The organism is Desulfovibrio sp. GTC20076, from assembly GCF_055385905.1.
This window is the reverse complement of the sequence record NZ_AP039366.1, coordinates 2,728,930-2,741,038: the sequence shown is the minus strand read 5'-3', so window position 1 is coordinate 2,741,038 and position 12,109 is coordinate 2,728,930. Positions and strand designations below refer to the sequence as shown.

Here is a 12,109-nt window from a genome sequence, read left to right as displayed (position 1 = left end):
CCGCCCGCGCCCGTAAACGCCTAGTTGGGATTTACCTCAAAGTCGCTCATATCCGCAGGGGTATTGGGGTCCGTGGCCGACACATCCAGCGGGTACGCCGTGATCATGCACTGGCGGCTGCCGATGCCGAGGTCGGGCGAGGTATTCAGGCCCACCACCAGATCAAGAACGCCGTTGTTGGTGGCGTCGGCCAGGTCCACAGCCGCTACGGAGCCGCGAATACGGCGCGTCTTCCACTTGAGGCCGAGGCCCACGCCGTCCCAGTACAGGGCATGGATTTCGCCCTGCGGGAAGTAGCGGTAACGGTCAAACATCTGCGAAGCTGTGGATATGGGCTTGTTGACCAGCATGACGTACTCGCCGGTATGGCCGATATCCGCGGCAATAAGATTCATGGGGGCGTAATACTTGCTCGGCAGCTGGTAGTTCTTGTCTACGCCAAGGCCGGGCATGCCCTTATAGTGATCCATGCCGGTGGAGGAGCCGGAGAAGCGCTCCATGGTGGTATGGACAAGAGTGTTGCCGTTGCCCTGAAAGACTTTGAGCCGTTCATCATCAGTGAGCATGACAAGCTGGTCGCCTTTGCCGCTTCTGCCGCCCGGCAGCCAGGCCACGTTAAAGACCGTGGCTCCGGTGGGCAGGTCAAGCCGCGCGCCGAAGGTGTATTTGCCGCCGGTTTTCACCATTGTGTATACACCGGGGGCAAAAAGCTTGAGCGAATCCCAGCCCTGGCCCACAAGGGTGGGCGTGAAAGTGGGGGGCAGGCGCACCACGCTGACAAAGTAGGGGATGCGCTCGGCCACCTGGGTGAACTTGTTGCCCTTGAAACTGTAAAAATAGCTGTAGGGGCGATTGCTGTCGTCCTCAAAGGTGGCGACCACGAGATCCATAGAGCCATCGCGGTTGAGGTCGATGGCCTTCATGGAGAAGTTTTTGTTGGAGCGGGAAATGAGGGTTTCGCCCAAAAGCTTGAGCTTGCCGTCATGGTCCCACATATAGATGCGCAGGTGATTTTCGCTCAGCAGGGCGATTTCGTTCTTGCCGTCGCCGTTAAAGTCACCCACGGCCATGCTGACCATAGTAAAGGGCAGGCGCTGGCTGCGCAGGCGTGAGCCGTCACTGGCCCCCGACCCCTGATAGCGGAACTGCGGGTTCAGGTACATCTGCTGCTGGCCGGTCTCATTGGTGATGATGTCACCCCCGGGAGCGGCGCTGCCGCCGCGCGGTCCCGCTGCAGCCGTGCTGCCGGGCGCACGTACGCCTGCAATGCCGAAAACTTCCTGCCCCAGGGCGGCGCTCAGGGTCTGCACCGCGCCGGTCAGGCCGCTTACCGTGCTCTGGGCGGTCTTGCTCCAGGTTTTGCCGGCCTTGTCCACGCTGTTGACTTCAATGGTGCACTCGTTGCCCATCACGTTGACAGATCCCCAGATGGCGTGGCCCGCCCCGGCGGAATTCATAGCCTTGGCGGCTTCGGCCTGTGAAGAGGCCTTGCCCTGGAGGGAGCGTACATCAAGAACTCCGGGGCGATTCAGGCGGCCCTGGATGGTTGCCGGAACGGCCTTGGAAAGATAGCTGTAACTTTGCGGCGCGTTGACCGTGAAGGGCAGCACAACGGCACTTCTGGCCGCCGCCTGCGTTGTCGTGGCCAGCCCGGCGGCGAACAGCGCAAGGCAGACCGCAAAAGTCAGTCGCATGGCGAATTTCATTCCGTTCTCCTTGGGCATCTGGCAAGATGCCCGGTAAAATAAGGGAAGCGCCGACCAGGCGTTTTTCGCTTCCGGCAGGCGGGGCATTTCCACTAAATGGGACCGTCCTGGGACGGTTCACGCGGAAAGGCCGCATGCGGCCAAAAGGCCAAAAAAACCGGTCAGAGGTTCCCGCAGCCCGCCAGCGAAAAGCACACAGAAACAGGCGCACCCTTGAGAGCGCCCACGCGGGCACGGATGGGCGAAACCGGCACGGCCGCCACATCCACCTACTATACGCGCACTTGACGCGCCGCGCAATATCTAAGCCGGGGCAGTCGCCACAGGCGCGGACAAAGGCATAAAAAACCGCTTGCGGCTGAAACCACATCTCCATATTATGCCGCCCATGCAAAAAACTGCTGCCCGTTCGTTCCGTATTGTCTGCAAAAACACGCACACCGCCTCGGTGGAAGCCCTGCTGCGCGCCCAGGGATATGAGTTTGAAGCCGAGCCTTTTTCTCCCCTGTGCCGCCGCCTTGTGGCGGAGCCGCGCCCGCTGGGCAGTTCGCTGGCAGCTTTTTTCGGCTACATCTATATCCAGGACCGTTCCTCCATGCTGCCGCCTCTGGCGCTGGCCCCGGCGGCAGGCTCGGCCGTACTGGACATGTGCGCCAGCCCCGGCAGCAAAACGGGTTTTCTGGCCCAACTTGTGGGCCGCACCGGCTTTGTGCTCGGCAACGAGCCTTCCCCGTCGCGGCTGGCGACACTGCGGGCCAACCTGCACCAATGCGGCTTCATCCATACAGGAACCTGCTCCTACAGCGGCGACGCCCTGCCCCTGCGCCCCGGCTCGTGGAAAAACATCCTGCTGGACCCTCCCTGTTCGGGCTGGGGAACAGTGGAAAAAAATCCACAGGTGCTCAAGCTCTGGCAGGGCGACAAGCTCGACAGCCTCACAAGCCTGCAACGCCGTCTGCTGCGACATGCAGAACGCCTGCTGGCACCCGGCGGGCACGTGGTTTTTTCCACCTGCACCACCAATGTGGCAGAAAATGAAGATCAGGTACGCTTTGCCGAAGAACATCTGGGGCTTGTGCGTGAACACATCAACCCTTTCCCCGGCTTTGTGTGGGAAGAGCTGCCCGGCGGCGAAGGCACATTGCGGGTAGACGGCGCGCGCTCCCAGGCCCAGGGTTTTTATGTGGCGCTTTTGCGCAAGCCCGAAAATGCGTCTTCCCATCACAGAGAACCGAAGGCTGAGCAGGCGACGCATTTCGGGCCTGCCCGCGGTTCCGGCGGAGAGACAGCAGGGGATTTTCTGAACGGAGGAAGAGCGCGCAGCAAAAACGGCAGCCGTACGGATGCGCGTACGGGCAGCCGTGTTCCGGCAGGCACCCCCCTGCCCCGGTCATGCCTTCACGGTCCCACGTGCGATCCGGACATGCTGCCGCCGGGACAGGCCATGCTGTACGGCGAACATGTCCGCTTCATCCCGGAACAGGCCGCCGCACTACTGCCGCCGGACTGCGCCTGGCAAGGCGCGCTGCTGGGCAAGTTCAACGGCGGCAAGCTGGATGCGGCCCCGCGCCTGCGCGCCCTCATGACGCCGCAGCCTGACCGGGAAAAGAGCCTTGTTCTTGAAGATATTTCTGATATTTCGGCCCTGCTTAGCGGACAGAGCCGCCAGACGGGCCTTCAGGGCCGCGAGGCGGCGCTGTGGTGGCGCGACCTGCCCCTGGGGCGGGTGAGCCTCAAACAGGGCCGCGCTCTGGCGGGATTCAAATAGCGCACTCTTACTTTGAACCTGCTCTGGTACCGGCCGCCAGCATCCGTCTGCCCCACACGGCCTGCCCCAGAGACAGCCCTCCGTCTCCGGGCGGCAATTCATGATGGCACAGAACCTTCAGCCCCTGCCGCTCCAGCAGGAAGGGCAAAAGACGGGCCATAATCCCGTTCTGCATAACCCCGCCGCTCAGAGCCGCCACTCCCACGCCGCGCTTACGCGCGGCGCGACCGGTCATGCTGGCAAAGGCCGCCGCCAGGCTCAGATGAAAACGCGCCGCAATATCTTCCGCAGGCATGCCGCCCAGCGCGGCCTGGACCACACGCGCATAAAGCCCGGCGCTGTCCAGCGTGAGCAGGCCATCGCGCAAGGCCATGCCCACGGGCCAGACCAGTTCCGCCACACGGCGCAGGTCTTCCACACGGCCCGTCATGGCCCCGCCCAGAGCGCCTCCGGCACGCAGGGCCGCATCTTCCAGACGAATGGCCGCCTGCCCTTCATAGGTAATGCACAGGCAGAGACCAAGCCGGGCGGACACGGCGTCAAAAAGCCTTCCACAGCTTGAAGTTGCAGGGCAGTTGATCTGCCGCACCAGCATTTCTTCCACCGCCCGCGCGGCTGCCGCATGTCCGTCCGCCCAGGGTGCTGCCGCCTCTATGTCTTCCGGCAGGCAATGCCCGGCATCAGCCGCCTGCCGCCCGAGCGCCATGGCGATACGCCACGGCTCGCGCACGGCCGCATCCCCACCGGGCAGGGCAAAGGATGACAGACAGCCCACACGTTGCCATTCGGGCGTATCAAGCTGCATCAGCAGCAGTTCGCCGCCCCATATGGTTCCATCGTCTCCAAGGCCCGTGCCGTCCAGGCACAATGCCAGCGCCGGGCCAAAGCAGGCGTTTTCGGCCAGCACCGAGGCCGCATGAGCCGCATGATGCTGCAAGCGCCACAAAGGTATACTGTCGCGCGCGGCGCGCGCTTCGGCATAACGGGTGGAAAGAAAATCCGGATGCAGATCACAGACCAGCGCACTGGGCCGCACCTCCAGCAGTTTTTCCATATGAGCCGCCACTTCTTCGTAAAAAGCCAGGGTGGCGGGATTTTCCAGGTCACCGATATGCTGCCCCACAAAGGCCTCGTTGCCCCGCGTCAGGCAAATGGTGGCCTTGAGTTCGGCCCCAGCGCCAAAAACACAGGCAGCGTCACTACGCCCGGACGCGCAGGGCTGCCCGCCGCCGACCTTTTCGCCGTCATCGGCCAGAAAAACAGGGCGGGGTACATAGCCACGCGCCCGGCGGTAAAAAAACGGGGCGGCCCTGTGTGGCGGCCCGCTTTCATCCACAACGTCAGCACGCGGGCGCAGGCTGATCACGCTGTCATCCACGCGCACCAGAATATCCCTGTCGTGCAAAAGCCAGGCATCGGCCAGACCCGCAAGACGTGCAATGGCCTCGCGGTTGCCGAGGCAGATCGGCTCGCCCCCGGCATTGGCCGAAGTCATGACCAGCACGGGTGGCAATGGTGCATGCACTTGCAACCAGGCAAAAAGCACACTGTGCAGAGGGGTATTGGGCAGCATGACGCCCACCTGACCCGCATCAGGCGCCACCAGAAACGGCAGTTCCGGGCGGCCGGGCGTATCCGCGTCGGCCTTTCCAGCCGGGCCATTCAAGCCATCCACACCGTTCGTAGCATACGGGCCACGGGCCTTGCCCGTGCGGAGCGGGCAAAGCACAATGGGCTTTTCCGGACTGGTCAGAAGGGCCTCATGCTCCGGGCTGAGGTCGCAAAAGGCGCGTACCGTCTCAAGGCAGTCCGCCATAAGGGCCAGCGGCTTGTGCGGACGGTTCTTGCGCTCGCGCAGCAGGGCCAGGGCGCGCTCGTTACGGGCATCGCAGGCCAGCTGAAAACCGCCCAGCCCCTTGAAGGCCAGAATGCCCCCGTCAAGCAGCACGCGCCCGGCACGGCGAATCGCCTCGCGGGCGGCTGTTTCCGCGCCGGGAAGGCGCCTCTGGCGGGCAGCATCCGCATGGTCATGAGCATCCGCGTTATCCACATCCGGCCCGCTATCAGCCTCCGCCCCGGCAAGGCCGCAATCCGCCCGGAAATGTTCCACGCCGGTACGCCCGGCCACTGCCGCGGCCTTGTCCACAAACCACAGGCGCGGTCCGCAGTCGGGACAAGCAATGGGCTGGGCATGAAAACGCCTGTCCGCGGGGTCGCCGTATTCGGCGGCGCAACGCGGGCAAAGGGGAAAACAGCTCATGGACGTGACGGCCCTGTCATAAGGAATGGAGCGGGTGATGGTATAGCGGGGGCCGCAATTGGTGCAGTTGGTAAACGCGTAGTTATGCCGGGGATTTTCGGGGTCGGTCATATCGGACAGGCAATCCGCGCAAATGCCCACATCCGGGCTGACAAGCACGCTGTGCCCCGCGTGCCCGTCGCTCGCCACAATGGCAAAGGCCGCCTCGCCGGGTACAGCAGCCATATCTTCATGGCGCAGCGCGGTCAGGCGTGCCAGCGGCGGCAGCTCTTTTTGCAGGCGCATGCCAAAACGCTCCACTTCTTCCGGCATGCCCTGTACCTCCATACGTACGCCGTCCGAAGTATTGCCCACGGTTCCCGTAAGGCCGCCCTCGTGGGCGAGCCTGTAGACAAAAGGGCGAAAACCCACTCCCTGAACCTGGCCGGAAGCCACAAAGGCGCGCCGTATCATCTGTTTCTCGCTCATGCGGCAAGAGTAGCGCACAAGGCCCGGGCTGTCAGCAGGGCCGGAAGCGTTTTCTGCAACGGACCCGGCACGACCCGATTCACACGGCATTGGCCGCTGCCGTAAAAGCGCTGCGGGCGCACCGCCTTTTGCTGTGCACGGCACAAAATCGCCCGCAGCATTCCCGTTGCCTGCGGCGCAAAAAAATCCGCCGTGCGTGCATGATCCCCACACGCAGCCCGGCCTCCGGAGCAGGGGGAACAATACCGCGGCCCTTGCGGCTTACGAGGCTTTTCGCTAGGGTCTTTCTCACATATTCCTTTTGTAAGGCAACTGTGTCAAAGCGGGGCGTCATCTTCAGCCGCATACCACAAAAGCATGCGCCCGCTGCCAGAGAGACCTGGCCTTTCCCTTGCCGATGCAGAACCATTACCGAAAACAGCCCCCAGGCCAGGCGGAATACCGCTTTTTTTCACTGCACCATCAAAAAACGCCCGGACGGCGCGTCACCGTTGCGCCGGGCTTACAGCCAGGAGCCTGCCATGCCCGCTGCCCGTACCATCGGTTCGCGTATCCGTGCCTTTCGCGAAGAGCGCGAGGTCGACCTCGAAACCCTGGCCCAGAATACCGGCCTGGACCAGTGCTACCTGCAAAAGCTTGAAAGCGACACCATCTATCCGAGCATCGGTCCCCTGCAAAAGGTGGCCCGCGCCCTTGGCGTACGCCTGGGGACATTTCTGGACGACCAGTTCACCCGCGACCCCATCATGGGCTGCATCCACAATTCATGCGAAGGTGAAGAAGCCCTGCACACAGGCCGCATCCCGCGGCCGAGCTATACCTACCAGCCTCTGGGCAAGGGCAAGAACGACCGCAACATGGAGCCGTTCCACATCCGTATTTTCCCCGACAGCGGCGAACGCAAAACCAGTTCGCATCAGGGCGAAGAATTCATTCTGGTGCTCAAGGGGGAACTGCTGGTTGTTTACGGGCGTGAAAACCACGTGCTCAAGCCCGGCGAAACCATCTATTATAATTCCATCGTTCCTCATTATGTAGGCGCGGCGGGCGATGAGCCGGTGGAAATTCTGGCCGTGGCCTACAACCCCTAGGCAGCCGCACGGCCAACGTGCGGCTCTCGGGCGCCCCGGGAGCGAAACAGGCCCACCGCCGTATCATGTGAAAAGCGCCTGCCGCTGCCCGGCCGCAGACAGGGCTTGACGCAGACGGGTTTTGGCCGCCGCCGGGCGGCATCATCAGGGCAAAGCCGCTCCAGCCGGTGACATGCCTGCTTTCCGGAAGGACTCACGGCAAAAACGCATCTGCCCCGCCAAGGCACAGGAGAAAATATGGAAGAAAAAGTTCGCCAGCGCCAGGCACAGTTTGAACTGCGCGAATGGACGCTGGGCCAGATTCTTGACCATACGGTAAGCCGGTTCCCCGACAGGGAAGCCCTTGTTTACGCCGACCGCGACTACCGTCAGACCTGGCGGGAATTTGGCGACATGGTGGACCGCTTCGCCAAGGGGCTGATGGCGATGGGCATCCAGAAAGGCGAAAAAGTGGCCGTATGGGCTACCAACGTGCCGTACTGGGTGGCCCTGCAATTTGCCACGGCCAAGATCGGGGCCATACTGATTACGGTAAATACCAATTACCGCGAGCATGAACTGCGCTACCTGCTTACCCATTCAGAATGCGAAAACATTTTTCTTATCGACAGTGTGCGCGACCATGACTATCTGGAAACCCTGTACCGCATCGCGCCCGAACTGCGCGTACAGGCCCGACGGTCCTTTGTGTGCAACAGCCTGCCGCACCTGAAGCGCGTATGCTTTCTGGGCATGGAAAAGCACCGGGGCATGTATTCCGTACCGGAAATACTCTCCCTGTCGGTCATGGTGGATGACGAAGAATACAAGGCACGGCAGGATTCACTGCATCCCTGGGATGTCATAAACATGCAGTATACCTCGGGCACCACGGGCTTTCCCCGCGGGGTCATGCTGACCCATGTGGGCGTAGGTCTCAACGGTTACTGGATAGGACGCCACCAGAACTTCGGCCCTGAAGACAGGGTCTGCCTGCCCGTGCCGCTCTTTCACTGCTTCGGTTGCGTGCTGGGGGTTTCGGCCTGCGTCAACCACGGGGCCGCCATGGTGATTCTTGAGTCCTTCAACCCGCTCAAGGTGCTGGCCGCGGTGGATTCCGAACGCTGCACGGCCCTGTACGGCGTACCCACAATGTTTCTGGCGGAACTGGAGCACAAGCTCTTTCACCGTTTTGACATGTCCAGTCTGCGCACGGGCATCATGGCCGGCTCTGTTTGCCCAGAACCGCTCATGCGCCGCGTCATTGACGACATGAACATGAAAGAGATCACCATCTGCTACGGGCTTACGGAAGGCTCGCCCGTCATGACCCAGTCCGACAGCCACGACAGCCTGCAACTGCGCTGCGAAACCGTGGGCTGCGCCATGCCCGGCATTGAGGTGCGCGTGGCCGATCCCGAAACATGCGAAGAACTGCCGCGCGGACAGGTGGGCGAAATTCTCTGCCGGGGCTATAATGTCATGAAAGGGTACTACAACATGCCCGAAGACACGGCCCGCGCCGTCAGCCCTGACGGCTGGCTGCACTCCGGGGACCTCGGCGTTATGGATGAAAACGGCTACCTGCGCATCACGGGGCGCATCAAGGATATGATTATCCGAGGCGGTGAAAACGTCTACCCGCGTGAAATAGAAGAATATCTCATGGGCATGCCCGGTGTGCTGGACGTGCAGGTGGTGGCTGTGCCAAGCTTCAAGTATGGCGAAGAGGTGGCGGCCTTCATTATTCCCCGCCCCGGCGTGGAAATCGGCCCGGAAGACGTGCGGGCTTTCTGCCGCGGCAAAATCGCCTGGTTCAAGATACCCAAGTATGTCGCTGTAATAAGTGGCTTTCCCCTTACTGCTAGCGGCAAGATACAAAAATACAAGCTGCGTGAGCAGGCTGCCCAGATGTGGCCTGAAGCTATGGAACCCAAACAGTAGGGCGCGTTTGCCCATAACCCCGGCACGGAGATGTCGTGCCGCGAAATGCCTGCAAGACGCCTTTTACGTCTGGCAGGCGCTTCACCACAAAAAATGCCCGGGACAGCCCGCATATGCCTGCCCCGCGCCCGCCCGGCAGGGAAACGTTTTGCTGCCCACCTGCACGTGCGTTGCGCTTAACGGCAAAACAGGCAAAACGGCCATGCCCGGTGCAAAGGATCATACGTGAGCGATAAAGACTTTTCCTATGACGAACCGCTGTCAATGACAGGCTCTCCGGCCTCTGCCGCCAACGGCAAGGTCACGAATGAGCATGGCCCGCAGGCGGAGCCTGTCCGGGCACAAGCCCCGGTCGCAGCCCCGGCGGGCGCACCGGGCGCAACCCCCTGCGCCACGGCCTGCCCGCTGGCGCAGATCCCCGCATCCGTGTGGAAAACACTGCTGCGCCGCCCCTTTCGCAAACGCCATCCCGTACTGTTCTGGGCCGCCATAGTGATTGTCCTGGGCGCTCTGGGCGTTGTGGCCGGAAGCGCGGGCAAGGACGGCGGCCTCATGGGCGGCGACCGTATTGCCCTGGTCAGTGTAACCGGCCCCATCATGAATGTGGAGCCTACCCTGGAATGGCTGCGCACGGTGGCCCGCAATCCGTCGGTCAAGGGCGTGCTTGTGCGGGTGGATTCGCCCGGCGGCGGAGCAGCTGCCTCGCAGGAAGTATATGACGCCCTAAAAAATCTGGCGCAAAAAATGCCCGTGGCCGTCAGCATGGGGTCCATGGCGGCCTCCGGCGGGCTGATGGTCAGCATGGCCGGTCAGCGGGTATTCGCCAATCCTTCCACGGTTACCGGCTCCATCGGCGTACGCATGGACGTGCCACAACTGCAGGGCCTTATGGACAAGGTCGGCGTGGGGCAGGAAACTCTTGTGGTCGGCCAGTACAAGGACGCCGCCTCCTACATGCGGCCCATGACGGCCGAGCAGCGCGCCTATTTTCAGGGTGTGCTTACCAACATGTATGACCAGTTTGTGGACATTGTGGCCCAGGGGCGCGGCATGCCCCGCGACCGCGCACTCAAGCTCGCCAACGGCAAAGTGTACACCGGGCAGGAGGCCCTGGGGCTGGGCCTTGTGGATGAACTGGGCGGACGCGGGCAGGCCCTCGCCTGGCTGGCCCAAAAGACCGGCGTGCCTGCCGAGCGCAAACTGCTGACGCGCCCGCGTGAAGACGGCCTGCTCGGGCGCGGGCTGCGGGTCATGCTTGGCGCTGTGCTCGGGCCTGAGGCCGATACTCTGGGCGGGCTGGCCTCTCTTGCGGGCCTTGCGCGGGGCGGCAGCGGCCATGCCGGCCCGCAAACTCCGGCTTTTCTGTACCAGTTTTAAGATAATGCTGCGTTAACATTGCCCTGGCGGCTGCGTGAGCAGACGCTGCCTGCGGAGGCCGCAGGTCTGCACACCTGAGCACCAGCGTGAATGTCTTGCAACCGTTGGAAATACAGACTTTCAACGGCAGAATGGGGCAAGTACGCCACCGGCAGACCGTTTACCCGCCCTTTTGCAGGGCGGGTAAAATAGAGAGGCAACAGCCTTGCGTACCAATGCAACAATGTGTCTTGCAGGCATTACCGACGCCTGCCGGAACCGCTGCTGGCCCCACACCGCAGCCGGTTTTTCGCTGCCGGGCGATGCAACGAGCGCCGTTGCCGTGTAGTGCAGGCGTTCAAGATCAGTTCAGCCCATACCCGGCCCCGCGCCCTGGAGAATAATGATGTACCCGCGTTTTGTTTTTTCCCTGCTGGCCCTGTGCCTGACCGTTTTTGCCGCCCCTGCGGCCGCCAAAACCTATGACCTGGCTTTCATAAGCGCCGACATCCCCGATGCATGTCACTTCATGACGCGCGATGGGGCGGTGTTTGTGGTGGATGACGAAGACCACTTTTTCACCATAAATGTTGTCGAACGCGACAAGAACACGAGCCTTAAAGAGTATGCCCAGAAGCTCTCCCGCTCCATCAACGGCGGGCCTGTAAGCAAGGCAGGTGAAGACGCCTGGACTTTCATAGTCAAGGTGGCTGTGGTTCCCTTTGACGTTCTTGTCATGGGGGATGACGAGCATGTTGTGGAGCTTTTTACCGACCAGAACCGGGCGGATTGGCCCAAAGACATAAAGGGCGCCCTTGATTCCATCAAGGGCAAAACACCGGCGCTGGACAGCCTGGTGCAAAGGGTTCTTGCGCCGCGCTAGCCGCGAAAATCCTCTTGCCGGAGCGCTATTTTTTTATGGACAAACAGACAGGCCCGTGAGAATTTCTCACGCATCGAGGATCATACACAGGAGATCACCATGTTGAACAGATTTTTCCTGCTTTCCCTCTTCTGCCTGTCGCTTCTGGCCCTGTCGTGCCCTGCCCTGGCCAGGGAGATGAAGTTTGCCCACTTCAGCATGGACGTGCCTGCCGCATGTACCGTGCAGGAGCGTGAGGGCAAGGTCACCGTCAGGGCCACGCCAGAGATTTTCTTTACCATCGCCATCTTCACCAGAGGCGAGGCCGGAAATCTTTCGGACAAGGACTTTGCCGCCAAGCTTGCGCAACAGCTCAAAGGTTCGGCCCCCATAGCTACCGAGGACGGCGGCTGGAGCTTCACCGTCAGGGCCGGGGCCGTTGCGGCCAATGTGGATGTGATCGGCGATGCTGATTACGTCATGATGTTCATGAGTGACGCCGGTGACAAGGAGTGGCCCGAAGCGCTTCAGGCGGCCTATGACTCCATCAAGGGCAATAACGCCAAGATTGACGATTTCTTGCAAAAAACCCTGTTTGCCGAATAGCGGCAACAGCAAAACTGCCCGGCCTTTGCAGGCGGCGGCACAGCCCGGATATCACAGCCCGGCCCCTGA

At 61.9% G+C, this 12,109-nt stretch carries 8 protein-coding genes; 6 read left to right on the top strand and 2 right to left on the bottom strand.

All coding sequences use genetic code 11. The annotated features are described in order from the left end of the window. Window positions 1–20 precede the first annotated feature (20 nt). Window positions 21–1,706 (bottom strand): FG-GAP repeat domain-containing protein, encoded by a 1,686-nt coding sequence (locus ACZ495_RS11975; protein WP_015939323.1) that lies wholly within the window; start codon window positions 1,704–1,706, stop codon window positions 21–23. 379 nt (window positions 1,707–2,085) lie between these two features. Between ACZ495_RS11975 and ACZ495_RS11970 the strand changes: the two genes are divergently transcribed. Beyond that, window positions 2,086–3,474 carry an NOL1/NOP2/SUN domain family protein gene (locus tag ACZ495_RS11970; protein ID WP_464262326.1) on the top strand — a complete coding sequence of 463 codons (1,389 nt, stop codon included), beginning with the start codon at window positions 2,086–2,088 and terminating at the stop codon, window positions 3,472–3,474. Between the two features lie 7 nt (window positions 3,475–3,481). Here the strand turns inward: ACZ495_RS11970 and ACZ495_RS11965 are convergent, their stop codons facing one another. Beyond that, complete coding sequence (locus tag ACZ495_RS11965) at window positions 3,482–6,202, bottom strand: carbamoyltransferase HypF (RefSeq protein WP_464262901.1); 2,721 nt, start codon at window positions 6,200–6,202, stop codon at window positions 3,482–3,484. Between the two features lie 521 nt (window positions 6,203–6,723). Between ACZ495_RS11965 and ACZ495_RS11960 the strand changes: the two genes are divergently transcribed. The 5 genes from ACZ495_RS11960 to ACZ495_RS11940 all read left to right on the top strand — a co-directional run bounded on the left by ACZ495_RS11960 (window position 6,724) and on the right by ACZ495_RS11940 (window position 12,040). Continuing rightward, entirely contained in the window at window positions 6,724–7,293 is a 570-nt protein-coding gene (locus ACZ495_RS11960) for a helix-turn-helix domain-containing protein (RefSeq protein ID WP_015939326.1), read from the top strand. Window positions 7,294–7,530: 237 nt separating this feature from the next. Further along, window positions 7,531–9,216, top strand: a complete 1,686-nt coding sequence (locus tag ACZ495_RS11955) for an AMP-binding protein (protein WP_015939327.1) — start codon at window positions 7,531–7,533, stop codon at window positions 9,214–9,216. A gap of 225 nt (window positions 9,217–9,441) precedes the next feature. After that, window positions 9,442–10,593, top strand: coding sequence for a signal peptide peptidase SppA (gene sppA / locus ACZ495_RS11950; RefSeq protein WP_407845174.1), 1,152 nt, complete (start codon window positions 9,442–9,444; stop codon window positions 10,591–10,593). A gap of 382 nt (window positions 10,594–10,975) precedes the next feature. After that, window positions 10,976–11,455 (top strand): hypothetical protein, encoded by a 480-nt coding sequence (locus tag ACZ495_RS11945; protein WP_464262325.1) that lies wholly within the window; start codon window positions 10,976–10,978, stop codon window positions 11,453–11,455. A gap of 99 nt (window positions 11,456–11,554) precedes the next feature. After that, window positions 11,555–12,040 (top strand): hypothetical protein, encoded by a 486-nt coding sequence (locus ACZ495_RS11940; protein ID WP_015939330.1) that lies wholly within the window; start codon window positions 11,555–11,557, stop codon window positions 12,038–12,040. Window positions 12,041–12,109: the final 69 nt, after the last annotated feature.